We start from the raw sequence: 24,808 nt of genomic DNA on the forward strand, positions 1-24,808 counted from the left end.
GAGGTGTACCACAGGACGCCGAGCTGTTCCTCTTGCTCACGTCTCTTCCCTGGCCCGCTCCAGCCGCAGGGCGAGCCGGGGGCACAGCCGTACGACAGTTGCGGCTTCTGCCTGAAGCTCGGCCGGCACGTCGCGGCGGGCGATGACAGGAAAGCCCCAGTCATCCAGCCGGATGAAGCCCGGAAGCAATTCGGCGCATAGCGCGCGTCCGTCGCAGGCGATGGGGTCGACGGCGAGCCTGGCCGGCCTGGTCACGGAAGCACCTGGTCATGGACGGGAAGCACTCCGGTGGTCTGGGTGGCGCTGCAGCATCCGCGCGTGTGGAGCCCGATCTCGGCGCGGAAGACGCGCAGGGCGCTGGCGACCATGAGCGCTGTGCCGTCGGGATGCCGGCATGCGCCCCGGCCGGTGACGTCGCCCAGCCAGCGCCGCACCCGGATGAGATCGCAGCTGGCGCCGGCGGCCGCCTGCTCGAGCTCGCGGGCGATCGCGTCCAGGCCGAATACGCAGGGACCGCACTGGCCGGCTGAGGAGCCGGCCAGGTACCGGGTGAGGCGCGCGGTTTCGGCCAGGCCGCAGGCGGTGGCGGGCAAAGCCGCGACTACGCCCGCGCCGGGGCTGGCGCCGGCCGCCGCCAGCCCGGCAGCGGAGAACGGCAGGGACAGTGCGTCCGCCGCGACGGCCCAGGTGCCGAAGTAGCCGCCGATCAGCAGCGCGCCGAGCGGCGCTCCGTCATTCCCGGCCAGCTTGAGCATGTCGCCGACCAGCATGCCGGTCTCTACCTCGTAGACGCCGGGGTTCCGGACCGCGCCCAGCAGGGTCACAAGCCGCGTGCCTGGCTCGGCGGGGGTTCCCGCCGAGCTGAACCAGGACGCGCCGTACCGCATGATCAGCGCGAGGTGGGCGAGCGTCTCGACATTCTGCACCAGGGTGGCGGGCCGTCGGCCGGGACCGCCCAGCCGCGGCGGCCGGCCGGTCGGGGCGGGAACGCCGCGTTCGGCCCAGTGGACCACGGCGCTGGCCTCGCCCGCGGTGAATCCCGCCGCGGCGGCCCGCACGCGTACCGGGACCGGGTCGCATCCGGCTCGCCGTCGTTCCTCAGCGGCCTGGTGCACGGCTTCCCAGACGGCGCGGTGCGCGACGATGACGACTTCGCTGGCGCCGGTCAGCTCGGCCGCGCAGACCGCTCCGTCGAGCACGAGGTGCGGGGCGGATCTGAGCAGCACCTTGTCCTTGGCGCTGGCGGGCTCGCCCTCCACTCCGTTCGCTATGACCACCGGGGGGCGCGCGGCGCCGGCGAGTGCGCGCAGCTTGACCGCGGTGGGGAAGGCGGCCCCGCCTCGCCCTGTCAGGTTCGCTCGCGCGACCTCGTCGATGAGCCGCTGCCTGTGCCGCCAGTCACCGGCGCAGGACGGCCGGGTGCCATGCCGCCCCAGGTGCTCGCGCAGGCTGGCTGAAACGGTCCGCCCGACGGCGACCTCCGGCAATAGCCGGGGCAGCACGGCTGTCCCTGGAACGTCCACGGCCGTGGAGGGCGGGCAGGTACTCTCCGGGCTCCGCGTCATCGGCCCGCTCCGCGCAGCCCGGGCCGAGATGACGGCACCGGGCGGCACCGCCATGCCAGGCGTGCCGCCAGCGCCGCGGCCGTGGCCGCCGCCGATCCCCAGATGATGGCCGCGACCCACCCGGCGTGCAGGTCCCCGCCCGCGCGCAGGACGTGCAGGAACGCCGCTGGCCAGGCCAGGTACGCGAGCCAGTGCACCGCCCGCCACGCACGGAACCCCAGCCGGTTCCGCGCGACGCTGGTGACCAGCACGGCGGCCCCGAGGTCGACGGCGAGCGTGCCGAGGCCGACGGCCAGCGTCCGGTAGGGCGACAGGAACGGGATCACCGTGGCGGCCCAGCCGATCGAGACGTACGGATCCGCGATCGCCGTGACGACGTGAAGACCGAGCAATGCCACAGCGAACAGGGACAGCGCCCGGTGCAGCTCGGCGGCAACGAACCGCGGCCACCACCTTGGCGCCCAGCCGGTCCTGGTAGCGACGCCGAGCACCACGACGGCCGTGAACAGCACCAGCAGGACAAGCCCGCTGCCGCGGGACAGGAACCACAGCCACTGCGGGTTCGCGGGCGCCGCCACGCTAGCCATCGATCAGCTCCGGCAGCGCGGCGTGCCCGGTAAGCGCCTCGGGCAGCCGGGCTCCGCCGGCGTCCGGCCACCCGCCCAGCAGCCGCACGGTGCCCTCATGGCCGATGAGCCGCGCCGGCAGCCGGGTCGCGGCCAGCCAGGCTTGCGCTTCGTGCCCGGCGACAATCGCCGCGGTGGCGGCGGCGTTGGCCACGGCGCAGCTCGGCGCGACCACGGAGACGGTCCGCCACGGCCCGGTAGCCGGGTACCCGGTGCGCGGGTCGACGATGTGGTGCAGCAGGTGTCCGTCACGCCGCCACTGGCGGCAGGTGACGGACGACGTCGCGACCGCGCCCGCGCGGAGCCTGATCATCGGCCCGGACGGCGCGCCGTCCGCCAGGGATGAGTCCGCGACCGCGACCGGCCAGCCGCCGGCCGGGGGCTGGCCCGCGACGGCGATGTCGCCGCCCAGGCTGACCAGGACGCCGCCGCGTCCGCAGGCGCGCCGCGCAGCCGACGCCGCCCGGTCAGCACCCAGCCCCTTGGCGGTGGCACCGAGGTCGAGGCAGACTCCCGCGGGCAGCCGCAGCAAGGTTCCGTCCAGTGCGACCCGCTGCCAGCCAGGCACGGGCCCTTTGGCAGGCAGCCCGGCACCCGCCCAGGAGTCGGCGTCGACGGACGCGAAGTCACGGTCATAGCCCAGCGCGCTGAGCGCCCCGCCGACCGTCGGGTCGACCATGCCGTGAGTCCACCGCGCCGCCGCCAGCGCGACCCGCAGCGCTTCCGCCAGTCCCCGGCTCACCCGGTGCGCGCGATCCCGGGAACGCTGGATCCGTGAGATCTCCGAATCGCCGCGGAACCGGCTGGCCTGGCAATCTAGCTGACCTAGCTCGGCGTCTACGGCGCTCAGCGCGTTGGCCAGGCCCTCCGCAGGCCACACCGCGACACGCGCGTCGATCCCGAGGGCGTCCCTCTCCGCGACGGCCACGGCGACGGTACCGACGTCCACCGGGGTCCACTGCGGCACCGGTGTCATGAGTCTGTCCCCCTCTCGCCCGAATTCACGTAGACGATGGCGGGGCGGGTGCCGTTAGTTCCCGGAGCGCAGGTCCGAGCCGGCGTCTGAGTGGTGACACCGGAGCCGCCCGAGGTGGCTACCGGCACGGTGACGCAGGGCTGATGCGAGCTGGCTGCCGGCGGCTGCGAACCGGTCACCGTGGCGGCCGGGTGCGACGCGCTCACGTTGGCCCGGGCGAAATAGCCCGCCGTGACGGCGGTCGCCGCCACCAGCATGACCGCTGTCCAGTTCGACAAGCGCCGCACCTGCCGGATGCCCTGGTCCCGGCTTCCCGGCTCTGCGCGGCCCGGCGGTGACTCAACTGGGCCGCCGCAAGCCTGCCATGGCTCCCGCGTGCCGGGCAGCCGCCGTTCTGATGGGTCTTGATGGTCCATTACGCACTCCTGGCGTGAGGATGAGCTGCTGCTGCCAGGTTGCGCGACTGCTGGTGAGATGACGGTGAGAGAAGCATGTCAGCCGCTCTCATCTTCCGCGAAGGTCGCCGTTGGGCCCATTGGCCCTGCAAGCAGGGCCCAACGCCCTCATGATTTTCACATAATGGGCGGCTTAGCCTCGGGACATGCGGGTGCTCGTAGTGGAAGACGAAATCCGGATGGCCCGGCTTCTCAAGCGCGCGCTTGAAGAGGAAGGGCACGCCGTCGACATCGCCGCCAACGGCGAAGACGGCGCGTGGCTGGCCACCGAGAACTCCTACGGGGCGATCATCCTGGACGTCATGCTGCCGGACTTCGACGGATTCGAGCTCTGCCGCCGTCTTCGGGGACAAGGGCAATGGGCCCCGGTGCTCATGCTGACCGCGAGGGACAGCGTGGGAGACCGGGTGCGCGGGCTGGACGCCGGGGCGGACGACTACCTCGTCAAGCCGTTCAGCCTGCTGGAGCTGGCCGCCCGGCTGCGGGCACTCGCCCGGCGAGGTGAGCTGCCGCGCCCCGTCGTCATCGCCGAAGGAGACCTGCGGCTCGACCCCGCCGCGAAACGAGCGTGGCGAGCGGAGACGGAACTGCGGCTTTCCCCGAAGGAACTTGCCCTCCTTGAGCTGTTCCTCCGGCATCCCGGCGACGTACTCACCCGCTCGCAGATCATCGAGGCGGTGTGGGACTTCGCTTACGACGGCGGCTCGAACGTCGTCGACCAGTACGTGAACTACCTGCGGCGCAAGGTCGACGCACCGTTCGGCCGGCACGACCTCGAGACGGTCAGGGGCATCGGCTACCGGCTCCGTCACGGCTGGAAGCGCCCGTAACATGCCCATCCGGCTGCGCCTGGCCCTGGCATTCGCGGCCGCGGCCGCGCTCTTGTTCGCCATCGGCGGGTGGCTGTTCAGCAGCGCCCTGTCAGCCGCCCAGCTTGGCGCCATCGACTCCCAGCTCAGCGCCCAGCTCGTCCAGGCCGCACGCTACCTGCCAGGCAGCGGCACCGGGCCGCAGCCGGCCACGACCGCGACTCCCGTGCCCGGCGAATACCTCTTGCAGGTAGTCGATTCCGCCGGCCGGGTCCGCGGCGGCAGTCCCGACGCCGGTACCACGCCGCTGCTGACCGCGGCCGAGCTGGGCCGGGCCCGGCGCGCCCAGGTGTCGGTGACCCGGACTATCGACGAGGAAGACACCAGGGTCACCGCCGCCCCGCTGGCGGGCCATCCCGGCCTGGTCGCGGTCGCCGCCGTCTCACTGGAAACATACGACGCCACGCAGAGTCAGGTACTGCGCGAACTGGCCATCGGCGGCGGCATCTTCGTCGCCATCGCCGGATTGGGGGCCTTCTGGCTGGCCCGCGCCGCGCTGTCACCCGTCGAGCGGCTGCGCAGGCAGGTCGCGGCGCTCTCCGAGCGCGGTGACGCCGCCGGCGTCGAGGTCCCCCGCACGAGGGACGAGGTCGCCGCCCTCGCCGGGACCATGAACGACCTGCTCACCCGGCTCCGCCGCACGATCGAGCGCGAACGTGCCTTCGTCGACGACGCCAGCCACGAGCTGCGATCCCCTCTCGCCGTGCTGCGCGGCGAACTCGAACTGGCCGGGCGGCCGGGCCGCAGCGCCAGGGAACTCGCGGCCGCTGTGCGCAGCTCGGCGGAGGAAGCTGAAAGGCTCGCCCGGATCACCGACGACCTGCTGGTGCTCGCCCGCGGTGACGCCGGCCAGCTCGACCTGCGGCTCGAAGAGACGGACCTGCGACAGCTCCTTTCGCGCAGCGCCGACCACGCCACCGCCCGCCTGACGGCGGCGCAGGTGACCTGCCAGATCGACGTCCCGGCCGGGACCCGGGCCCTCGTCGACCCGGACCGGATCCGCCAGGCCATCGACAACCTGCTCGGCAACGCACTGCGCTTCGCACCCGCCGGATCGGTTGTGGTGATCGCCGCCAGGGAAGACGGCCCCGACCTGTCCATCGAGGTCCGTGACTCCGGCCCTGGCTTCCCCGCGGATTTCCTGCCGCACGCGTTCGAGCGCTTCCGGCGCCCCGACGCCAGCCGCTCCCGCGACGGCGGCGGAGCCGGCCTCGGGCTGGCCATCGCCGCGGCGATCGCCGCCGCCCACGGCGGAACAGCGGCCGCGCGTAACGGCCCGGGCGGCGGCGCCGTGGTCAGCCTGCGGCTGCCAGGCGCCGCCCGCTGACTCAGCGACTGCGGTGAAGCCGACGATCGAGAGGGAGCCGGTCCGCGTGCACGGTTAGTAGTCGAGGGGTACCCGCACCCAGCTGGAAAGGGCTGGCCAGGTACCGCTCTTCGTCCAGGGCTGGTTGTCGGTGCCGAGCACGAACACGCTGGTCCGACCGTAGCGCCCCAGTTCCCGCTGGGTGATCGCGCTCACGCCCGTGGTGAGTTTCCCGTGCATCGAGTGCCAGCCAGCGGAGACGCCCGTCGTACGGCCGAAGAACTCGTTGTACCAGGCCGCACCGTCGGTACCGCGCACGAACGCCACCACCGCGTTCGGTGCCGGGGTGGCGATGCCCGGGTCAGCCGCGGTTTTGCCGCCGATCGAGTGCCAGGGAGACAGCGTCTTCCCGACCAGCCGTTCTCTGACCCAGATGGCATGGTCGGTGCCTACCGCGGCGACGAACAGCCCTGAAGCGTTGCCGGCTGAAGCCGGAGCCGTGCCAGGGAGCAGCTTGCCGCCGAGGCTGACCCACGGCGTCCATTGCATTTCGCCGGGGTTAGACATCCCAAGGGCTTAGATGTCAAGCTGCGAGGGGTTCGGTGTTTGCGGCGCCTGGCCAGGCGGTTGCCTCGTCGTAGCGGGTACCGGTCTTCAGGCAGCCGTGCAGGATGCCGACGAGGCGGTTGCTGAGCTGGCGGAGTGCGGAGTTGTAGCCGAGGCCGCGGGCGCGCTGCTTGTCGTAGTAGGCGCGGGCTCCTGGTGATGCGCTCAGCGCGGAGAGGGCCTGGGACTGCAGGGCGTCGGCTAGCCGGTCGTTGCGGATGAACCGTGCCAGGACGACCTTGCTGCGCCCGGATGCGCGGGTGATGGGGCTGGAGCCGGCGTAGTTCTTGCGGGCCTTGGCGGAGGCGTAGCGGCCGGGCGCGTCCCCGAACTCGGCGAGCACCCGGGAGCCGTTGACGGTACCGATGCCGGGCTGGGACAGGTAGACCTCAGCGTCCGGGTGCTGCAGAAAATGTGCCTCCACCTGGGCTTCCAGCTGCGCGATCTGCTCGTTGAGCACGGTCAGGACGGCGACGGCGGCCTGCACGGCCGCGGCGTAGGCGGCGGTGACCTGGGCGGGCTGGGCCAGCTGCGGGACGCGCAGCGCGTCCTTGATCGCGGCGGCCCTGGCGGGCACGTCGCGGCGGCGGGCCCGTCTCAGCGCGGCGCTGACCTGAGCGAGAGTCAGCTTCGCCGCGGCCGCCGGATCAGGGGCCCGGGCCAGCAGCTCCAGGGTGTCAGCGCCGGTCAGGCCCAGGCCGGCGAAGGCCGCCAGCGCGGCGGGGAAGAACTCCAGCAGCGCCGAGCGCAGCCGCAGGGTATGCCGGGTGCGTTCCCAGATCAGCGTCTGGTGCGCCCGGGCGACCACCTTGATCGCCTGCCCGGCGGCGGTGTCGGCAGCCACGGCACGCAGCTGGTGCCGCTCAGTGCGCACCATGTCGGCCAGGGCGTGCGCGTCGGCGGCATCGCTCTTGGCCCCGGACAGGTTGTAGCGTTCCTTGAACCGCGCGACCTGCTTGGGGTTGAGCCCGTACACCTGGTAGCCGGCCGCGGTCAGTGCCTGCACCCACAGTCCCCGGTCGGTCTCGATCGCCACGACCACCTCGCCGGGATCGCCGTCCTGGCCCAGGTGCGCGGCGATCAGCTCATGCAGCCGGGCGATCCCGGCCGCGCCTTCCGGCAGCCGCCGGGCGGCCAGCTTGCGGCCCGTCTCGTCCTGGATCTCCACATCGTGGTGATCCTCGGCCCAGTCATCCCCGACGAACAGCAACGTCTCAGTTCTCCTCGCATCACGACCACGAAACGACCGGCCACGGCAGCCTGCGGGAGAACGGCTCGCACCCTAATGGATCAGTGCTCACGCCGCGAACGGCGGGCACGACAGCCCAACAGCGGTCATGTCTCCCGGACTCACTGGCAGGGGCACGGTCTAACCCTAGGACTCACGTGCTCCTGGGGGTGTGCAGTGCTCACCCGCCAGCGGCTGCCGGACCGAGTCTGCACCCCTGCGAACTCCCGCTCCTCACGGGGCTGGTGTTCTACGCGGGACTGACCCGGCTAACTCCCATTAGGGGTTCCGTGCAGGGTGCGGCCAAACACGGACCCGTTGGGGCCGCGTACGAAGACCGACAGCGCGTCTGGTGCCACGGCCGCGCCGATGTTCACGGTCGGCTTGGAGGTAAGCGCGCCCCCCAGGGGGGCCCAGCCCGACCAGCCGGCACTGCTCTGGTGCCGCCACCACAGCCTGTTGTCCATCCCGCGCCCGAACACGGCAAAGCCACTGATCGGGAAGGTGCCTGGCCGGATCCACACTGCCGCGGGACCGCCAATCAGCTTGCCGCCCAAGGACACCGGAACGGGCTGGGCCATGTTAGACATGTGCAACATCCACGCCTGGCCGCTCGTGCCCGCATAGAAGAGGTCGGTCCACGCGTTGCCCTCGCCGGCCACGCCGAGCGTGACGCCCGGCTGAGGTGAGTCCGCGCGAACTGCCGGGACCGCGCCCGCGGCGCCAGCCCGGGCGGAACCCATCGTGATGATCACTAGTGATGCCGCCGCAGCGACAGACAACGCCCGCGTCAGCCGTATGGACATCGTCAACACCCTCTCCTTGACCCGAGACCGCATACCCGGTCCTGGCATGAGCAGTGATCGCGCCGCCGACCCCAGGCCGCCCTTGATGAATGTGCTTTCGCGGATCACTGTGATTGTTGCGCCAGGGTCCCGGATGGGCTCGCCATCGTGATGGCTCCGCCCTAACCACAGGATCTCCGGATCCTGACCGGGGCGGCAGAGGCGGACGACCCGCAGCCAATAGCCAGACGACCTCAATAAACCATCTCTCACGGTGGCCCCCTGGGCTGCATACCGTGCTGACGAAACCGCTGCTGGCGTAGTGGGCCCAGGCAGCAGGGATGATCCAGCGTGAGGGCCGGACCATTGGCTGGCAGCCGAGGACGTACGGTCCGGGTCTCCGTACGCGCTGGGGGTACACCGGTAAGTAACCGTAGAGGGTGATCGGTCGTGTCCTCAGTTCAGTCTTCTTTCTCCCGCTCTCGCAAGATGGGGATTGCCGCGGCATGCGTGGCTGCCGGAGCCTTCGGGCTCGGCGTGATGCCGGGCACCAGCCGGCCGGCGCTGGCCAGTGTGCCGGCCAACCAGGCGGCACGATCGGCGGTGGCGCTGGCCGTCGATCCGGCGGGCAGCGGTTACGCCTTCTACCGGGGCCAGGGTGACGCGGTGTACCTGCGGACGGTGCGCAATGGCACCTGGTCCGCGCAGGCCGGCCTCGGCGGCACGATCATCGGCGCTCCGTCCGCGGCCGTCGCCGGGAACTCGACGATGATGGTCGGTGCCCGCGGCACCGACAACGCCCTGTGGGTCCGTACGCTGAGCAACGGGATCTGGGGTCCGTGGCAGAGCTGGGGCGGCAGCATGTCAGCCTCCCCGGCGCTGGCTGGCGCGAGCGACGGCCGCATTTACGCGGTCATCAGGGGGCCCGACGGCTCGGTGCTGGCCGCGGCCAGGGCACCAGGCGGAGCCTTGAGCGCGTGGACCAGGCTGGGCGGCAGGGTCGTCACCGCGCCCGCCGCGGTGAGCACGGCGCCCGGCAGCGTCGAGGTGTACGCCGTGGGCACGGACCACGCCGTGTGGCGCGACGCCCTGTCGGCCGGCCGGTGGTCCGGTTGGAAGCGGCTCGGCGGGACGACCTACAGCGCGCCCGCGGCCGCGCGGATGCCCGGCAGCGTGCAGGTACTCGTCCGCGGCACCGACAACGCCCTGTGGGCCAACACGGGCACCGCGGGCGCGTTCGGCGGCTGGCGCAAGGTGGGCGGCGTGCTCATCGACGGCCCGGCGGCCGCCGGATCGCCCGCACCGGGCGTTGACGTCGCGGTCCGCGGCACCGACAACGCGGTCTGGGCCGCGACCTGGCGGTCCGGCGGCTGGTCCGGCTTTACCCGGGCGTGGACGCCGTCGGCTCCAGCGCCCCCGGCAAGCGGGCTGCTCGGCACCGACTGGACCCGCATCCCCACCGGCTCCAAGGTCGTGGCGCTCACCTTCGACGCAGGCTCCAACGCGGCGGGGCTGCCGTCCATCTCTGCGACGCTGCGGGCCAAGAACGTCCGGGCGACCTTCTTCCTCACCGGGAACTGGGTCCGCGACTTCCCCGCCCAGGCCAACGCGATCATCCAGGACGGGTACCTGGTCGGCAACCACTCGGTGAGCCACCCCAACTTCACCAAGCTCACCGACTCCCAGGTCACCGCCCAGGTGCTAGGCGCGCAGCAGGCCATCCTGCGGGCGAACGGCGCCGACACCCGGCCCCTGTTCCGCTTCCCCTTCGGTGACGTGAACGGCCGGGTGCTCGCCGACGTCAACCGCCTCGGCTACGTGCCGGTGCGCTGGACCGTGGACTCGCTCGGCTGGAAAGGCACCTCCGGCGGCCAGAGCGTCCAGTCGGTCACCAACCGGGTCCTGGCCGCGGCCCAGCCCGGCGAGATCGTACTCATGCACCTGGGCTCCAACCCAGACGACGGGACCACCCTCGACGCGGCCGCGCTGCCAGCGATCATCGACGGCCTCCGCGCCCGCGGCTATGGCTTCGTCACCCTGCAGGCGCTGACCGGCTAACAGGACAACACCAGGCACTCTTGCCACCGGTGGCCGTTACGGTGATCACCGGAACTGGCCTGCCAGCGACGCCTGGGCCGATCTCATCGCGTCGCAGCTAGACGTCAAGTCCAGCCTGTGAGTTCGGTTTCCCAGCCGCGGCGCTCACAGGGACTCCCCCTGCTGGCTCCCGCGCAGCGGCGGTACCACGTCGGCGGCGAAGAGCGCCGCCATGTCGATCCCGGCCGCTGGGTGCTGACGGCCCCGTCCGCCGGAACGTCCGAGCCGCTGCGGGTCACTTTCGACCGCCCGCTCGATCACGGTCTGCTCGCCCGGTGCCTGCAGGTGAGCGGGCCGGACGGCCGGCCAGTCGACGGCACGCCGTCGATCGGGCGCGGTGAGCAGTCATGGCAGCTGGCGCCGTCGCGGGCCTGGGCACCCGGATCTCACCAGCTCGTCGTCGATCCCGTCCTCGAGGACGTGGCAGGCAACTCGGTTAGCCGGGTGTTCGACCGGGACCTGGACCGTCCCGAGGACCAGCCTCGGCAGACCCGGCCGGTCACCGTCGGCTTCCGATCGCGCTGACACACGGTCTAGCAGTGCAGGGCCATGCCCGATGGTGATGGCAACCATGTCATGATTACCGCCCGCCCCCAGCGTCGGTCGCCTTGCGGTACCACTGCTCGGCCTCGGCCTGCCTGCCCTCCTGGTCGGCCAGCATGGCCCCGAGGTTGTACATCGCCAGCGAGTCCCCGGCGCTGGCTGCCTTGCGGTACAACTGCTCGGCATCGGCCGGTCTGCCGGCCCGGCCCAGCAGGGCCCCGAGGTCGTTCATCGCGAACGCGCGGCCCGCATCGGCGGCCTTGCGGTACCACTGCCCGGCCTTGGACTGTTTGCCTTCCTCGCCAGTCAACGGGACCCCCTAAGTTGAGAGACGACACGCGATGTCGCTAACCCATCCATATGCGAAGAATAAGTGCGCGGATCTCTTCGGCTCAATCCGTTCCTATTGGTCCCGGCCCGACCCTCGAGGTCCCATTACCTGTGGTTAGTAGGCGACGCTAATGTGGGCCCTGTCGTGCGCACGGCTGTCGATAGCGTCGAGGATGGCGACGGCGAAGTCGGCCCTCGACACGTCCGACCTGCCCTCGGGGTCGGTGAGCGCTACATCGCACCCGAGTCGGTACCGGCGATCTGGACGCCGACGAATACCAGGCCAAGGCCCATGATCATCATGGGCGGGAAGACGTCGGTCCAGTAGTGGCCGTGCACCGGGATCCGTGACAGTCAGTACATGCCGTTAACGGACAAAGTGGCATTTTGTGCAGGCCGAGGTCGGCTGGCTGCTCGGGCTGACCGGTCCCCGCACGCCATGCGACGCAGCATCGCCAGCGACCACGTGCGGTTCGACCTGCGGCCCTACCGCGCCCTGACGCCCGCGCAGATCGAAGCCCTCGACAGGGCCGCCCAGCGGTACGGCGAGTACCTGGGGCTCGCCGCCCGGATCACCCTGCCGTAACCAACGTGGTTCCTGGCTGAGGGGCAGCGCACGCAACCGTTCGGGATATTCAAGATTTTTTATCCGAACGGTTGCGGGCCGCTGCTCCCCCGCTGAGTGTCACCCTGGTGGGGGCGCTGGCCCTCAGGTCACGCCTGCCGCGTACTTCCGGCAGGATGCCTGACTTCGGAGCCCGGGATGGTGATGTCCGGCGCCGTCCGCCAGAGCATGAGCGCGAGCCAGGCGATCGTGGCCCCGGCCAGGGCGTGGTTGGCGTTCTGCAGCGGTGAGTCGTGCAGCGGCGACAGCAGCGCGAGCAGCGAAGGGCACACGATGTAGGCCCAGGCAAGCAGCCGCGGGCAGGCCCGGGTACGCAGCAGGAAAATCCCGAACATCACCGTTCCCGCCACGAAGACCACTGCGGCGCCGAGGAGTGCGACGATCGTCGGCTCGTGCTTGAGGTGATCCTGGACCGCCGTGCTGAGGTAGAAGAGCGTGGTGTCCTTGACGAACACCGCGCCGCCGAACAGCCCAAGGCCGATCAGGCTGGTGCCGAAGGCGGCCACCCCGAACGCTCCCGCCGCGGCGGCGTGCCGCTGGTATACGGCGACAAGAAGCGGCAGCGCCAGCGCCGGAGACAGCGCGATGACGAACGCCGCGCCCGCGGTCTTGCCGGTGAAGACGCTGACCGCACCGGCGACGGCGAGGAGCAGGCCGGACAGGACGCCGGACAAAGCGCTGAACCTGGATAGCTGTGGGGACAAGGCAGGCACCTCTTTCATTTGGTCGGTAAGCCCGACGGTAGGAGCGCTCGGGCCGCGCCAGGAAGTGCCGGGCGGCCGGACCTGAGGCGAGCCCGCCGCCATTCGGCACGTGCCTTCTGGCTAGTTCGCGGCCCGGCGTGGCCCGGCGGGCCGCCGGCGATTTAGCCTGTAGAGGTGACTGCCGGGTGGATCGCGCCGCGCTGGGTTTCCCCGATGATCTACGGCGTGGTGCTGGCCGCCGGGCTGTACTACAGCGCGCTCGGCCTCGGCGGTGATCACGTCCCCGCGGCACGGGTGGCCGGCTTCGTCTCCGTCATGGGGCTGCTGTTCGCACTGGAGGCCATGCAGCGGAGGTGGCCGGCGCCTGGCGGCTCGCGGGCGGAGGTGGCCGCGCTGCTGGCCGCCCGGCTCGGCTTGTTCGTCGCGGCGGCGGCGCTTGATCCGTCGGGTGAATCCCGGGTGCTGTTCTTGCTTGTCCCCTTCGCCGCCTATTTCGCCTTCGGCCGGACGGTGAGCCTGGTCCTCGCCGCCGTGTGCCTGACCTTGCTCGTCGCCGGGTTCATGCTGCGGGTCCCGCACTGGTACACGCAGGCGTCCTACCTGTCCGACGTCTTGATGTTCGCCGTCGGCCTGGTGCTGGCCATCGCGATGGCCAGCGTGGCGGTGGCGGAGCAGGTCTACGCCGCCCAGGTGGCCGCCCTGTCGGCAGAGGCCGAGCGGACCCGGCTGGCCGGGACATCCACGACAGCCTGGGCCACCACCTGACCGCGATCGCGGTCCAGCTGGAGAAGGCGGCGGCATTCCGCGACCGGGACCCCGGTGCGGCCGACCAGGCGCTCGCCGACGCCCGCTCCTCGGTCCGCCAGGCGCTCGGCGACGTGCGCCTGTCGGTTCGCGCCCTGCGCGCGGGCCCGGCGCCAGCGGCGCTGCCGGTCATGCTCGCCGACCTCATCAGGGAGGCCGGGCCTGGCCAGCCGCAGGTGACCCTATCCGTGACCGGCGATGATGCCGCGCTCAGCCCGGCCGCCAGCACGGTGCTGTACCGGGGCGCGCAAGAAGCGCTCACGAACGCGCGCCGGCACAGCGGCGCGCGGACCGTGTCGGTATCGCTCGCGCTCGGCGCGGGCGAGGCGCGGCTCGTCGTCGCCGACGACGGGCGCGGCTTCGGGCCGGCCTGCCCGCCGGGTTTCGGGCTGCTCGGCATCCGGGAGCGGGCAGCGCTGGCAGGCGGCTGGGCGGACATCGTGAGCATCCCGGGCGAGGGGACCACGGTGACCGTGGCTGTCCCCCAGCTCGCACCCGCTACCGTTGCCGGGCGCTGATGGACGCGGCGGTCCCCGGCGGCGCGCCGGTTCGGGTGCTGGTGGTCGATGACCAGCAGCTCATCCGCGACGGGATCGCCTCACTGCTTGGCATCCAGCCGGGCATCACGGTCGTGGGCACCGCGAGCGACGGCGCGCAGGCCGTCGAGCAGGCGCTGGCGCTGGCCGCGGACGTCATCCTCATGGACGTGCGGATGCCGGGCACCGACGGCGTCCTGGGGGCGGCCCAGGTCCGGCGGGTGCTGCCCGGCTGCCAGGTGATCATGCTGACCACGTTCGACGATGAGGACTACGTGGTGCGCGCGCTGCGGGCGGGGGCCGCCGGCTACCTGCTCAAGGACCTGCCTGCCGCGGAACTGGCCAGCGCCGTGCGGATGGCGCACGCCGGGGTCGCCCAGTTCGGCGCCCAGGCGGTCGGCCGCCTGGCGTCCGCCCTGGCCCGCCACCCGGCGCAGGCGGACGCCGAGCCCGGCCCGGCCGGGCAGGAGCTGACCGCGCGCGAGGTGGATGTCCTGCGGCTCATCCGCGCGGTGCCACCAACCGGGAGATCGCGGCCCGGCTGTACCTCAGCGAGGGAACCGTGAAGAACCACATCTCCCGGATCCTGACCCGGCTCGGCCTGCGCGATCGCACCCAGGCGGCGATCTACGCCCGCGACCGCGGGCTCCTGTAATGGCTTTCATCGATAAACATATCCCTCAATATTCATAGCCAACGGCACGCGTATTCACAAATGACAACGGCCGGGATGCCATTTCGGTCCGCGGCAGCGGGAGCCAGCTATCCGTGTCATTATTCTTTCATGCGGGGCGGGGGCCATCTTAGTTACGCTACACGCAAGGGAAAGGTGCATGTCTGAGACACTTCCTGCACAGGATGGGAAGATGCCGGCCGGATCGGTGACAGCACTGGGCCGCTCGCATGACCACCATTCCGGAGCCCTCACTGACCTTCGGCGCACCGGGATTAATCCGGATTTCTGGTACCCGGTCGCCGCATCGGCGAGCGTGCGGCGGACAAAGACGTTCGCCGCCGTGTTCGCCGGCGAGCGGATCGCGTTGTACCGCGGGGCCAGCGGCACGGTCTACGCGTTGGAGGACCGGTGCGCTCATCGCCAGATACCGCTGAGCATGGGCGTCGTGGAGGGGGAAGCACTCCGCTGTTGTTATCACGCCTGGGCCTATCGCGGTAATGGCCGCATCTCGCAGATACCGTACCTGCCAAAGGATGCCGCCCGGCCGCCGCGGGGCGTCCGCGCCTATCCGGTCCGGGAAGCTTACGGCCTGGTGTTCGTCTTCCCGGGAGATCCGCAGAATGCGGACAAAGCGGCGCTGCCCGAACTCCCGGAGTTCGATTCCGCTAAGCACAAGACCATGACGTTCTCCCGAACGGTCAGCTGCCACTATTCGTTCATGCACGAGAACCTGCTGGACATGAACCACCAGTTCCTCCACCGCGGCATCGTCGGAAAAATCCAGCCCACGCTCCTCGGCTACGACACCAGCCCGCATTCGGTGGAGGCCAGGTACCTGTTCACTCATGCCGGAGGGAAAAAGAACCGCGGCGCTGGCCTGCTCGCCAGTAAGGGCATCGGCGGCAGCGCATCACCCGACGTCATCACGATCCGCACCACGTACCCGTACCAGACCCTCCAGCTGGTCCCGAAGAACGCCGAACTTCCGGCGTTCTCCCTCTGGGTGGCCTACGTGCCGGAAGATGCCGACCAGCGGACCAACCACGTCTACGGCCTGCTCATGATTGAGAAGCCGCCGGTCCCCGGCGCTATTCACCTTGCCTGGCCACTCATCCGGCGCTTCACCGAGCGCGTGTTCGCCGAAGACAGGACAGCGGTCGAAGCGGAGCAACGGGCCTGGGACGAGCAAGGCGAGGACTGGAACCGCGAGGTGTTCCCGCTCATCATGGATGTCCGCCACGTGCTGCGTACCAACGGCGTCCCCCTCCTGCAGAGAACCGCCCCGTGCGGCGCCGCCGCGTTCTGCGGCAGCTCACCGGCGGCCGGCCGGGCGCAGGTCTACTGCGCCAGTGACGGGACGCTGCCCGGGCCCAGGCGGTAGGAGTCCCGGACCGGAGGCAGGCCGTCGCCGGCCGAGACGTCCCCCGGCGGCGGGCCCCCGTCCGGGCCGCCCCCGGCCTGGCTGCCGCCCCCGGCCTGGCTGCCGCCGCCGGGGGCGGTAGCCACCGCGCCGGGCACGATGACGCAGGCGCCCGCCAGCAGGTACAGCAGCGCGGTGGCGAAGGAGTGCTCCGACTCGGTGGCGGACGGGTCGTTGTCGAAGCTGGCGCTGACCCCGTCGTGCGCCCCGGCCACCCAGACCCCCTGCGAGACCCTGAACGGCCCCCAGCCCGCGGCGGTCAGGTCCCGCTCGGCGATGGATGCTGGCCGCCTGCCCAAGCGGCGGCCCGAGATCCTCATACCCGTGCCCGGACGCCTCGATGATGACGGCGATCTGGTACTGCAGCCCGTCGCCTGCGGCCGCTTCACAGGAGGTGAACGTGCCGAACGCCTCCTCGAAGCGCAGCCGTATGCCGAGCCGGGCCTCCATGCCCGGCACGGCCTTCATCACCACGGAGGTGGCCGGCCAGTACTGCCCGGCCATTCCTGCAGGGGATTGAGCTGGCGCAGCTGTCGAACGCCGAGATCGGCACGCAGCTCCACCTGGCGGAGACCACGGTGAAGAGCCACGTGCAGAGCATGCTCGGCAAGCTCGGCGTGCGCGACCGCCTTCAGGCCGCGGTCCCCGCCTACGACGCCGGGCTGGTGCGGCCGCGCGGGTCCTGACCATCAAGGTCTGCAAACAATAGGCATAGCCAGGTCAGAAAAGGCCCAGAAAAAGACCAGAAGTTTGATATCGCCGTGCGCCACCGAAAGCAAAAGCGGAAAGGTCATTCCATCAGGATCAGGGCTGATTAAGGGGCACTTTCGCCTCTCCCCCCGATTTACGGTTGTGACTTGCATGACGGATGTGACTGACGCGGCGAACTGTCTGGGCGTAAAAACATCTAGTTAACATTGCCCATTGACCAGATTTTCCGGCCATTGTTAAATGCGCGGGAAGCGTCTCGCATCTGGGACGGTCACATCGGCGTGACCGCAGTCCCCGTCATCATTGTGGGCGGCGGCACGCGCGAGCGGAAAGGCGACGCGTATGCGAACTCCATGGTCGTCGCGGGTTTCCCCAGCGAAATCCAGACACAAATCGCTGCCAGCGGGCTGGCGGCGGTGGCGGCTATTCCTACTGCCGGCGATGGCCGTTGCGGTCATCTGCCAGCTCACTGTGAGCGGCTCAGCCGTTGCGACCCCGACCGCTGCCGCGGGCAATGCCTTGACGGCGGCGAGCGGAGCGATCGCTCCGAACCAGGTCAACGAGCTCGACTGCAACGGGTGGAGCAACAGCTACGAAAGCGTCCGGCAGCTGGCCGGCGACCTGTGCACCGACCCGATCTCGGTCAGCAACGGCAAGGCGAACCGGTTTATCGACAACGGCTGGTACGTCGGCCACGACGAGCCGAGCACGAAGTTCATCTCCAGCCAGCCGGGGTCGGGCAACACGATGACCTACCTGATGAAGATGTCCAAGGACCCCGCCGCGCCGCCCACCGCGAACGGCAGCGTGGTCGACTACGCCCAGCTGTCGGTCGCGCCCTGGTTCGGGCTCCCCCTGTGCGACCCGAAGTCCTACCCGCAGAACCCGTGCACGCCCGACAGCGACACCAACAGCGGGCTGATCAGTGATCCCAATGGGGCCGGCTCGGCGTTCATGGAGCTGCAGTTCTACCCGCCGGGATACACCCCGTTCGTCGACAGCACGAGCTGCAGCGCCACCAAGTGGTGCGCCGCGCTGACCATCGACAGCCTGGCGTGCACCTTCGGCTTCGCCACCTGCAACGGCAACTGCATTGAGCCGGTTAACTTCGCCTACCTGCAGACCAACGGGGTTCCCTCCGGTCCGCCAAGCCCGCAGCTGGCCGACGTGAGCTCGTTCATGCCCAATGCCAGCACGCTGATGATCAACCCCGGTGATGAGCTGGTGGTTTCCATCTCTGACCCGCCGTCGGGATTCACCACGACGGTCACAGATTTGACCACTCATAGAACCGGATTCATGACCGCGAGCGCGGCGAACGGCTTCATGAACACCAACATCGCCGACTGCTCGGGCACTCCATTCACCTTCCACGCGGAATACAACTCGGCCCAGCAGCAGAACCAGGTGCCCTGGGCCGCGCTCGAGGGCGGCGTGCTGATGCAGCAGGAAATCGGCCACGGCGAGGTCTGCAACTCGGTGAGCAACCAGGACCCGTTCAGCGCCAGCTTCACCGGCGGCCAGTCCTACAGCGACCCGAACGTCTATGACACCTGCAATGGCGGAGCGGAAGGCAAGAAGGCGACCGGTGAGGGCCCGTGTAACCCGAACACCGGGGTCTGCCAGAACGCGACGACTCAGGGCACCAGCGGCCCGGTGGCCTGCCCGACCAACAACGCGGCCAGCGGTGCGCTGTGCGAGTTCGCCGACGGCTTCTGCGTCCAGCAGGGAACCCGGCCGGTGGTGATCAACGGCGTGCCCGCCACGGAATCGGCGCGGACCAATGAGTGCTACCAGAACCGGTTCCAGAACGGCGACCTGGACTTCGAGGGGCAGTCGTACCTGCCGGACTGGCCGAACGGCAGCGGCCGCTACCCGACCACCTTCCAGTACGCCGGGCCGTTCACATCCGGCGGTCATACGTATCCGCAGGTCCAGTTCGAGACCGACGTGGGCGGCTCCTCGAACCTCTGCGACGTCTCCACCGGAGCAGGCTGCACGGTCCCGCCGATCAGCGCCAAGTTCTACCCGTTCTGGTCGCTCAGCCGGGCCGGTAAGAACGGCAACGGCAACGGTAGCGCCGGCTGCGTGTGGAACTTCGGCAACGACCAGCCCAAGACCGTCGCGGACTTCGGCGGGGACGCCCAGTACGGGACGCCTAACGTAGCCCGCTATGGCGGCACGATCATCAGTGCGCCAATGCCGAACCCCGAATTCACCGGTCCCTGCAGGGCCTAGTTAGCGAAAGGTTCAGCGCCGGGGCGCCCCGTCAGCAGGACGGGGCGCCCCGGTATGAGCCGGGCACGCGGGGTCGGCGGGCTGCCGAGGCCGGGTCTGTCGGCTTTGCTTAACCGCCCGTGGGATAAAGGGTGCAAAGCGGACGCGAATGTGGTCGGCGGTTAAGCAAAGATGCGAAAAGTGGTCGGCGGTTAAGCGAACAGCGTCGCCGGATGTGCGAGGCGCAGCCCTAGTCGAGCTCAGGCTCCTTCCGACAGAGCGGCGAGTTCGGCCTCCACGGTGTCGCCGTGGCTGACGGACGGATCGCGGTAGAACTGAGCCTTGCCAGTGCGGGCGGAGACGAACGACAAGATCACTCCTGCCAGGGTGAGCCCGAGTCCCCAGGCCTCCTCGACCCCGTTCAGCGACCCGCTGGCGATCGAGTAGATCACCACGAAGGCCATGAACGCCGCCCCCAGTCCCGGCAGGACGCCGCCGAGGACGAAGTTCGCAGCGGAACTGGTGATCGTCCGCCGGTAGTACCAGACCGCGGTGCCCGCGGTAAGCAGGTAGAAGATCGCCGCCATCAGGCCGAGCGTGGCCACGATGTCCCCGAGCGCGTCGCCGATCGTGCTGATCAGCGTCGAGGCCCACAGGAACACCACGTTCAGCAGGCCGAGCAGGATCGTCGCGTTCCACGGCGTCCGGTACCTCTCGCTGACCTGACCGAACCAGGACGGGATCACCCGGTCCCTGCCCATGGCGAACGAGATGCGGGCCGAGCTGACAATCGCCGCCTGCAGCGAGGCGAGGGTTCCGCCAAGCACCGCGACGATCATCACGTTCTTCCAGAACCCGCCGCCGATCTTGTCGCCGACGAACGCGAGGATGTTGCCCGCGTTGTTCTGCATGTCGTTCATCGGGGCGACGCCCTGGAAGGCGAGCACCGCGACGGCGTAGATGCCGAACAGCAGGACGACGCTGGCCACCGCGGCCTTGCCGGCCTGCTTGCCCTTGGCTTCCTCGCTGACGTACGCGGCGGTGTCCCAGCCTGAGTACAGGAAGATGGCCAGCAGGATGCCGGAGATGAGCGCCTTGAATCCCCCGGCGCCGCTGATCGTGAACCAGTTCGCGGCGATGTGCACGGTGTGGTGCAGGCCGCCGCCGTAGATGCCGACGATCGCCGCGATGCAGAAGCCGAGAATCATGGCGTATTCGAACAGCGCCCACATCCACTGGAACCGCGCCGAGATCGCGGCGCCGCGCGCCGCGACCGCCAGCACGATCAGGTTGAACGCGGTGCCGACGGCGGCGACCGCGTACTTGTCGTTCGCGGCGGAGTCGCTGAAGAAGCTGAGCATGTAGGTGCCGAGCGGGACGGTCAGCGAGGTCGTGCCGACCGTGTAGTACATCAGCATGAGCCAGCCCGCGAGGAAGCCGGCGTGCGGGTTCAGCGCCCGGCCCACCCAGGAGTATGTCGCGCCCGCGCTTGAATGCCAGGCGTTCAGCCGCTGGTACCCGATCGCGATCCCGAGCATCGGGATGAAGCAGATGAGGATCGGCAGGAAGCCGGCGTAGGCGACGGTGGCGAGGATCGCCGCCAGGCTTACGGCGACGCTCTGCGTAGGCCCGGAACTGGCAAGCGCCATTACCACCACATCTCTGGTGGACAGCACTCCGGCGGCCAGGCGGTTATCGGTCATATGTGACGTTCCATCCCTCTTGAACGGGTTTGCCGAACAATCCGCGCGATGTGCCCCCGGATATGTAGAAGCCGAACTCCAGGGCCGGGTACACCTGCGTAAAGCAGTCGAACGGAACCCCGCGCTGGTCGGTGGACAGCCCCCGCAGCCGGACCACCTGCGATTTCGATGGCAACCTGAGCAGCCGCCGCTCCTCGTCGTCGGCGGCGGTCACCTCCAGGTACTGTTCCTCCGCCTCGTCCTCCAGCCCGTACTGCCGCAGCAGCAGTTCGTACAGCGATCCGGTGAGGTCATCGGTGAACCGGTCCAGTGACGGCGCGAGCGCGACCGGGATGACCGCGGTCTCCAGGATCTTCGGCTCTCCGTTCACCAGGCGCTGGCGCTTGATCTCCCAGACCTCCGCGCCGTCCCCGAGCTCAAGCACGCCGCGCAGCGAGGCGGACGGAACGCCGCGCCGCAGCGATAGCAGCCGGGTGCCGATCCGGGGGCTGGGCTCGGTGTCGTCGCCGGCCTGGCGCAGCGTGCCGAGCAGGCCGCCCGCCCTGCCAGGCGCGCTGACGATGCGGGGCCTGGCTAGGAACGTCCCGACGCCCTGGTGGCGCCTGACCCTGCCCGCCCGTTCCAGTTCCTCAAGCGCCCGGCGCACCGTGATCAGGCTGACGCCGGCCGCCTCGGCGAGCTCCGCCTGCGTCGGCAGCAGATCGCCGGGCACCAGGTTGCTCTCGGCGACCAGCCGCTCGATGAACGCGATCATCTCCTCGTAGCGCAGCCGTTTGCGCGGGATGTCGGGCACCGGTGCCAGCGGCGTATGCTCTCGGGCATCTTGCCGCTTGTCGCGAGAACGTGACACGTCGAACAGTGGCATGGAGACTCATCCTCCTCGTGAACATACTTTGTATAATGAGTATGTAACGTGGAGGACAAGCCCATGTCACAGCCGTGTCACTCGTGGACGGGCTATGCGCGGCTCAGTTCGAGCACGGGAATGGTGCGGACTCCAGCGGTCTGGCGTTCGTACTCGGCAAACCCCGGGTAGCGCCGCGCCTGCTCGGCGTAGATACGGTCGCGTTCCGCGCCGGTCAATTCGCCGACGGTCACCTGGTACGTCTCGCTTCCGCGTTCGACGGTGCCGTCTCCGGCGGCGGTCAGGTTGGCGTACCAGTCCGGGTTGGCCGGCGCGCCAGCCTTTGACGCGAAGACGTAGATGCTGTCCGGGTTGGTCTCGTGGGGCAGGTACATCGTCGGGGTGACGTACTCCCGACCGCTTTTGCGGCCGCGGTGATGCAACAGGACCATCGGAGCGCCCTCGAAGGGCCCGCCAACCTTGCCCTCGTTGGCGCGGAACTCTGCGACGATGTTCGTGTTCCAGTCAACCGGTTCACTCATGTCGGACTCCTGTCGTTCGCGTTCTGCGGTGCGCTAGGGCCTAAGGACGATCTTGCCGTGGGTGTGGCGGCGTTCGAGCTCGGTATAGGCCTCGCGGACCTGCGCCAGCGGGTAGGCGCCCGCGATCGGCAGCTCGAGCTGCCCGTCGGCGATCAGGCCGGCCAGCTCGGCGAGGATCCCGGCGCCCGGCCCGGCCTCCGCCCCGCCGTCGGTCTTTACCCCGTACTTCGCGGCCGCCGCGTAGTCGGCGATGGTGTCGATCCGGTCGGCCGGGACACCGAGGGCCAGGGCCAGCTCGACATACCCGCCGCCGTGGGTGTCGACGAAGGCGTGGACGCCACCGGGCGCGGCGGCCCTGATCCGGTCCGCGACGCCGTCACCGTAGGCGACCGGGATCACGCCGTGGCTCTTCAGCCACTGGTGATTGCCCTCGCTCGCCAGTCCGATCACCGTGGCCCCGGTGCGGCGGGCAAGCTGAACGGCGAGCGAGCCGACGCCTCCAGCGGCTCCCGAGATGACGACGGTCTCGCCTTCCGCGGGCTGGACGGCGTGTACCGCCCCCCACGCCGTTACGCCGACGACGTACAGGCTGCCGGCCACCTCCCAGGAGAGCTTCTCCGGCTTGCGCGTGAGGTCGCCAGCCTCAACGAGCGCCAGCTCGGCCTGGGCGGCCCGGTGCTGATTAAAACCGATCACCTCATCGCCTGGCGCGAATCCGCTGACTCCGGCACCGACCTCCTCGATAATCCCGGCGAGGTCGCTGCCCTGCCCGGACGGGAACGTGGAGGGGAAGATGTTCGAAACCGCACCCGTTCGGATGGCTGCCTCACTGGGGTTGATGCCTGCCGCCTTCACCCGCACGAGGACCTGTCCGTCACCGGGCACCGGCCGCTCCACCTCGTCGACCCGCAGCACGTCGATCCCGCCGAACTCGTCGTACCTGACAGCCCTGGACATGGCATCTCCTTCGAATCGCCGAATCAGCATGTCCAGGTTCACCGCAGGGACGGTGAGAGGTCATCACCTGATTCCGGCGAAATCCCGAGAGTTACGCTCTGCGGGTGCGTGAAGGTGACGGCAGGATAGGCGACCGGGGTGTCGGGCAGGGTCAGGCTCCCCTTGCCGCCTCGTACTTGGCGACGATATCGGCCGGGATCCTGCCGCGTTCCTTGATGTCGTAACCGTTTTCCCTGGCCCATTCACGGGCCCTGGCGGTGTCGATGGAACCGGCACCGCCACGGCGATTGCCGCGCCCGCGCCTGGCTACACTCCCGACTTTGCGGGCGTGCACGATGTACATCTCCAGCGCCTTCCGCAGCTCGCTGCTGTGCCTGGCATTCAGGTCGATCTCGAACTCCGTGCCGTCAAGGCCGAACCGAACGGTGCCTTCCGCTTCGCCGCCATCGATGTCATCGATAAACAGCGTCTGAATCTTCTGCGCCATGCCGCGTCCTCCATTAGGTCGCGCCTGATTTGGAAAAAGCGTATCCGGTGGTCAGCGGACGCCGCACAGCGCATAGGGGAGTTTCTGGTTTAGCCCGAAAAGGCCTATAAGCCCGGCCATAACGTCAGCCTCATGCCCGAGACAGCCGCTGGAATGGGATATGGCGCGGACCAGGGAAGTCACCAGCCCCCTGCCGCCACACGCGGCTCGGGGGCTGGTGAACGGTACCGAGTCAGCCCCAGGCCCCCGCGACCTGATGAGTGGTGGCGTTGAGCCTGTTGAACAGGTTGGTAACCGCGATCATCAAGACAATCGCGGCGAGCTGCTTCTCGTCGTAGTGGCCGGCGGCGGCGTCCCAGATCTCGTCGGGCACCGGGTCGGACCGGTCGGCCAGCCGGGTAGCCGCCTCGGCTAGCGCCAGCGCGGCTCGCTCGGCGTCGGTGAAATACGGCGCCTCCCGCCAGGCCACGACCGCGGCGAGGCGCTCCTCGGTCTCGCCGGACTTGCGGGCGGACTTGGTGCCGGAGTCGACACAGGCGCTGCATCCGTTGATCTGGCTGGCCCGCAGGTGCACGAGCTCGAGCGTGGCCGGGGCCACCCCGCCCTGGTGGATGGACTTGTAGAGCGCCTGGATCGGCTCCATCGCGCCCAGGATCATCGCCGGGTTCTTCATCCGTGCTTGCAAGACTTCCTCCTAGGAAACTGTCGCGGTCTCGCCGCTTTCACGGGTGAGACAAACGGAGGGCGCCAGAATCGACACCTCGCTGCCGCTGATCGGTGTCGATTTCACGCGTGCCCGTTTGTCTAAGCTGCGACCGTGGCGCTAACAAGGAGGAGCCCGATGAACTACCTGCTGCTGATCAACCAAGGCAGCACGCCCACGCCCGAGGACCAGCAGGCCTGGGCCGGCCTGTCCGAGGAGGAGCGGAAGGCCATCTTCGCCGACTACCAGGCGATAAGCCAGACCCCCGGGGTGACCCCCGGACAGCGCATGCAGGCACCGGAGATGGCCACGACGGTGCGGGTGCAAAACGGCAAGACGATCATCACCGACGGCCCGTACGTGGAGATGAAGGAGGCGCTCGGCGGCTACCTGCTCTTCGAGGCCGACGACCTGGACACGGCGATCGCGCTCGCCGCGCGCATTCCGGCGGCGCGCCTCGGCGGAGCCGTCGAGATTCGCCCGCTGGACTAGC

Annotated in this window: 31 protein-coding genes and 1 pseudogene; 15 read left to right on the forward strand and 17 right to left on the reverse strand. The window is 69.7% G+C overall.

Annotated elements, in window-relative coordinates; translation table 11 throughout:
* Positions 1-36: 36 nt before the first annotated feature.
* The 5 genes from EAS64_RS04320 to EAS64_RS04340 are packed head-to-tail and all read right to left on the reverse strand — an operon-like array spanning position 37 to position 3,445.
* On the reverse strand, positions 37-255 hold the full coding sequence (locus EAS64_RS04320) for a ferredoxin (protein ID WP_145851368.1): 219 nt from the start codon (positions 253-255) through the stop codon (positions 37-39).
* A complete protein-coding gene (locus EAS64_RS04325; RefSeq protein WP_187365688.1) occupies positions 252-1,565 on the reverse strand; it encodes an NADH-ubiquinone oxidoreductase-F iron-sulfur binding region domain-containing protein in 1,314 nt (437 codons plus the stop codon). The genes EAS64_RS04320 and EAS64_RS04325 overlap by 4 nt, the downstream gene beginning before the upstream one ends.
* A complete protein-coding gene (locus EAS64_RS04330) occupies positions 1,562-2,152 on the reverse strand; it encodes a ferric reductase-like transmembrane domain-containing protein (RefSeq protein WP_145851370.1) in 591 nt (196 codons plus the stop codon). The genes EAS64_RS04325 and EAS64_RS04330 overlap by 4 nt, the downstream gene beginning before the upstream one ends.
* Complete coding sequence (locus EAS64_RS04335; protein WP_145851371.1) at positions 2,145-3,167, reverse strand: FAD:protein FMN transferase; 1,023 nt, start codon at positions 3,165-3,167, stop codon at positions 2,145-2,147. The genes EAS64_RS04330 and EAS64_RS04335 overlap by 8 nt, the downstream gene beginning before the upstream one ends.
* Positions 3,164-3,445, reverse strand: coding sequence for a hypothetical protein (locus EAS64_RS04340; RefSeq protein WP_145851372.1), 282 nt, complete (start codon positions 3,443-3,445; stop codon positions 3,164-3,166). The genes EAS64_RS04335 and EAS64_RS04340 overlap by 4 nt, the downstream gene beginning before the upstream one ends.
* A 323-nt stretch (positions 3,446-3,768) precedes the next feature.
* On the opposite strand from EAS64_RS04340, the gene EAS64_RS04345 reads away from it, so the two are divergent.
* Positions 3,769-4,452: a response regulator transcription factor gene (locus EAS64_RS04345; RefSeq protein WP_145851373.1), complete on the forward strand. Its 684-nt coding sequence runs from the start codon at positions 3,769-3,771 to the stop codon at positions 4,450-4,452.
* Between the two features lies 1 nt (position 4,453).
* On the forward strand, positions 4,454-5,818 hold the full coding sequence (locus EAS64_RS04350; RefSeq protein ID WP_145851374.1) for a sensor histidine kinase: 1,365 nt from the start codon (positions 4,454-4,456) through the stop codon (positions 5,816-5,818).
* A gap of 54 nt (positions 5,819-5,872) precedes the next feature.
* Here EAS64_RS04350 and EAS64_RS04355 read toward each other — a convergent pair whose 3' ends face one another.
* From EAS64_RS04355 to EAS64_RS04365, 3 genes are all read right to left on the reverse strand, one after another.
* The gene (locus tag EAS64_RS04355; protein ID WP_145851375.1) at positions 5,873-6,346 is read right to left on the reverse strand and encodes a DUF8189 domain-containing protein; all 474 of its coding nucleotides are present in this window, start codon (positions 6,344-6,346) and stop codon (positions 5,873-5,875) included.
* Between the two features lie 34 nt (positions 6,347-6,380).
* Complete coding sequence (locus EAS64_RS04360) at positions 6,381-7,613, reverse strand: IS110 family RNA-guided transposase (RefSeq protein ID WP_145851376.1); 1,233 nt, start codon at positions 7,611-7,613, stop codon at positions 6,381-6,383.
* Positions 7,614-7,900: 287 nt separating this feature from the next.
* Positions 7,901-8,437: a DUF8189 domain-containing protein gene (locus EAS64_RS04365; protein WP_500691514.1), complete on the reverse strand. Its 537-nt coding sequence runs from the start codon at positions 8,435-8,437 to the stop codon at positions 7,901-7,903.
* Positions 8,438-8,926: 489 nt separating this feature from the next.
* Between EAS64_RS04365 and EAS64_RS44505 the strand changes: the two genes are divergently transcribed.
* Both EAS64_RS44505 and EAS64_RS04375 read left to right on the forward strand, forming a co-directional pair.
* Entirely contained in the window at positions 8,927-10,474 is a 1,548-nt protein-coding gene (locus EAS64_RS44505) for a polysaccharide deacetylase family protein (RefSeq protein WP_222848981.1), read from the forward strand.
* 117 nt (positions 10,475-10,591) lie between these two features.
* Positions 10,592-11,038, forward strand: a complete 447-nt coding sequence (locus tag EAS64_RS04375) for an Ig-like domain-containing protein (RefSeq protein ID WP_145851378.1) — start codon at positions 10,592-10,594, stop codon at positions 11,036-11,038.
* A 55-nt stretch (positions 11,039-11,093) separates the two neighbouring features.
* Here the strand turns inward: EAS64_RS04375 and EAS64_RS04380 are convergent, their stop codons facing one another.
* A complete protein-coding gene (locus EAS64_RS04380; protein ID WP_145851379.1) occupies positions 11,094-11,366 on the reverse strand; it encodes a tetratricopeptide repeat protein in 273 nt (90 codons plus the stop codon).
* 459 nt (positions 11,367-11,825) lie between these two features.
* On the opposite strand from EAS64_RS04380, the gene EAS64_RS43320 reads away from it, so the two are divergent.
* On the forward strand, positions 11,826-11,972 hold the full coding sequence (locus EAS64_RS43320) for a hypothetical protein (RefSeq protein ID WP_187365689.1): 147 nt from the start codon (positions 11,826-11,828) through the stop codon (positions 11,970-11,972).
* 128 nt (positions 11,973-12,100) lie between these two features.
* Here the strand turns inward: EAS64_RS43320 and EAS64_RS04385 are convergent, their stop codons facing one another.
* Positions 12,101-12,715 (reverse strand): hypothetical protein, encoded by a 615-nt coding sequence (locus tag EAS64_RS04385; protein ID WP_145851380.1) that lies wholly within the window; start codon positions 12,713-12,715, stop codon positions 12,101-12,103.
* Positions 12,716-12,889: 174 nt separating this feature from the next.
* Here EAS64_RS04385 and EAS64_RS45540 point away from each other — a divergent pair, with 174 nt between their 5' ends.
* The 6 genes and pseudogenes from EAS64_RS45540 (at position 12,890) to EAS64_RS04400 (ending at position 16,112) form a co-directional block, all read left to right on the forward strand.
* Positions 12,890-13,480, forward strand: a complete 591-nt coding sequence (locus EAS64_RS45540) for a hypothetical protein (RefSeq protein WP_246115516.1) — start codon at positions 12,890-12,892, stop codon at positions 13,478-13,480.
* 17 nt (positions 13,481-13,497) lie between these two features.
* Positions 13,498-13,563: pseudogene (locus tag EAS64_RS47315) on the forward strand (hypothetical protein); the annotation flags it as partial.
* 30 nt (positions 13,564-13,593) lie between these two features.
* Complete coding sequence (locus tag EAS64_RS45545; protein ID WP_246115517.1) at positions 13,594-14,037, forward strand: sensor histidine kinase; 444 nt, start codon at positions 13,594-13,596, stop codon at positions 14,035-14,037.
* Positions 14,037-14,621, forward strand: coding sequence for a response regulator (locus EAS64_RS04395; protein WP_342782009.1), 585 nt, complete (start codon positions 14,037-14,039; stop codon positions 14,619-14,621). The genes EAS64_RS45545 and EAS64_RS04395 overlap by 1 nt, the downstream gene beginning before the upstream one ends.
* Complete coding sequence (locus tag EAS64_RS47075; protein WP_439333585.1) at positions 14,585-14,710, forward strand: response regulator transcription factor; 126 nt, start codon at positions 14,585-14,587, stop codon at positions 14,708-14,710. The genes EAS64_RS04395 and EAS64_RS47075 overlap by 37 nt, the downstream gene beginning before the upstream one ends.
* A gap of 211 nt (positions 14,711-14,921) precedes the next feature.
* A complete protein-coding gene (locus tag EAS64_RS04400) occupies positions 14,922-16,112 on the forward strand; it encodes a Rieske 2Fe-2S domain-containing protein (RefSeq protein ID WP_222848983.1) in 1,191 nt (396 codons plus the stop codon).
* On the opposite strand, the gene EAS64_RS04405 is transcribed toward EAS64_RS04400, so the two are convergent.
* Entirely contained in the window at positions 16,070-16,450 is a 381-nt protein-coding gene (locus EAS64_RS04405) for a hypothetical protein (protein WP_145851382.1), read from the reverse strand. The two genes, EAS64_RS04400 and EAS64_RS04405, sit on opposite strands and share 43 nt — an antisense overlap.
* A gap of 41 nt (positions 16,451-16,491) precedes the next feature.
* On the opposite strand from EAS64_RS04405, the gene EAS64_RS04410 reads away from it, so the two are divergent.
* The 3 genes from EAS64_RS04410 (at position 16,492) to EAS64_RS04420 (ending at position 19,100) form a co-directional block, all read left to right on the forward strand.
* Positions 16,492-16,671 carry a hypothetical protein gene (locus EAS64_RS04410; RefSeq protein WP_145851383.1) on the forward strand — a complete coding sequence of 60 codons (180 nt, stop codon included), beginning with the start codon at positions 16,492-16,494 and terminating at the stop codon, positions 16,669-16,671.
* A 10-nt stretch (positions 16,672-16,681) separates the two neighbouring features.
* Positions 16,682-16,837: a response regulator transcription factor gene (locus tag EAS64_RS04415; protein WP_439333586.1), complete on the forward strand. Its 156-nt coding sequence runs from the start codon at positions 16,682-16,684 to the stop codon at positions 16,835-16,837.
* 466 nt (positions 16,838-17,303) lie between these two features.
* On the forward strand, positions 17,304-19,100 hold the full coding sequence (locus tag EAS64_RS04420; RefSeq protein ID WP_145851385.1) for a hypothetical protein: 1,797 nt from the start codon (positions 17,304-17,306) through the stop codon (positions 19,098-19,100).
* Positions 19,101-19,339: 239 nt separating this feature from the next.
* Here EAS64_RS04420 and EAS64_RS04425 read toward each other — a convergent pair whose 3' ends face one another.
* The 6 genes from EAS64_RS04425 to EAS64_RS04450 all read right to left on the reverse strand — a co-directional run bounded on the left by EAS64_RS04425 (position 19,340) and on the right by EAS64_RS04450 (position 24,297).
* A complete protein-coding gene (locus EAS64_RS04425) occupies positions 19,340-20,782 on the reverse strand; it encodes an APC family permease (RefSeq protein WP_145851386.1) in 1,443 nt (480 codons plus the stop codon).
* Positions 20,772-21,647, reverse strand: a complete 876-nt coding sequence (locus EAS64_RS04430) for a GntR family transcriptional regulator (protein ID WP_145851387.1) — start codon at positions 21,645-21,647, stop codon at positions 20,772-20,774. Before EAS64_RS04430 ends, EAS64_RS04425 begins: the two co-directional genes overlap by 11 nt.
* Before the next feature lie 92 nt (positions 21,648-21,739).
* Positions 21,740-22,168, reverse strand: a complete 429-nt coding sequence (locus EAS64_RS04435) for a nitroreductase family deazaflavin-dependent oxidoreductase (RefSeq protein ID WP_145851388.1) — start codon at positions 22,166-22,168, stop codon at positions 21,740-21,742.
* 33 nt (positions 22,169-22,201) lie between these two features.
* Positions 22,202-23,125: an NADP-dependent oxidoreductase gene (locus tag EAS64_RS04440; protein WP_145851389.1), complete on the reverse strand. Its 924-nt coding sequence runs from the start codon at positions 23,123-23,125 to the stop codon at positions 22,202-22,204.
* A 151-nt stretch (positions 23,126-23,276) separates the two neighbouring features.
* Positions 23,277-23,612 (reverse strand): histone-like nucleoid-structuring protein Lsr2, encoded by a 336-nt coding sequence (locus EAS64_RS04445; RefSeq protein WP_145851390.1) that lies wholly within the window; start codon positions 23,610-23,612, stop codon positions 23,277-23,279.
* Positions 23,613-23,844: 232 nt separating this feature from the next.
* Positions 23,845-24,297 carry a carboxymuconolactone decarboxylase family protein gene (locus tag EAS64_RS04450; RefSeq protein ID WP_145851391.1) on the reverse strand — a complete coding sequence of 151 codons (453 nt, stop codon included), beginning with the start codon at positions 24,295-24,297 and terminating at the stop codon, positions 23,845-23,847.
* Between the two features lie 156 nt (positions 24,298-24,453).
* Between EAS64_RS04450 and EAS64_RS04455 the strand changes: the two genes are divergently transcribed.
* Positions 24,454-24,807 carry a YciI family protein gene (locus EAS64_RS04455; protein WP_145851392.1) on the forward strand — a complete coding sequence of 118 codons (354 nt, stop codon included), beginning with the start codon at positions 24,454-24,456 and terminating at the stop codon, positions 24,805-24,807.
* The last annotated feature ends 1 nt before the right edge of the window (position 24,808 follow it).

Origin of the sequence: Trebonia kvetii (genome assembly GCF_007827045.1) — a bacterium.
Classification (GTDB): domain Bacteria; phylum Actinomycetota; class Actinomycetes; order Streptosporangiales; family Streptosporangiaceae; genus Trebonia; species Trebonia kvetii.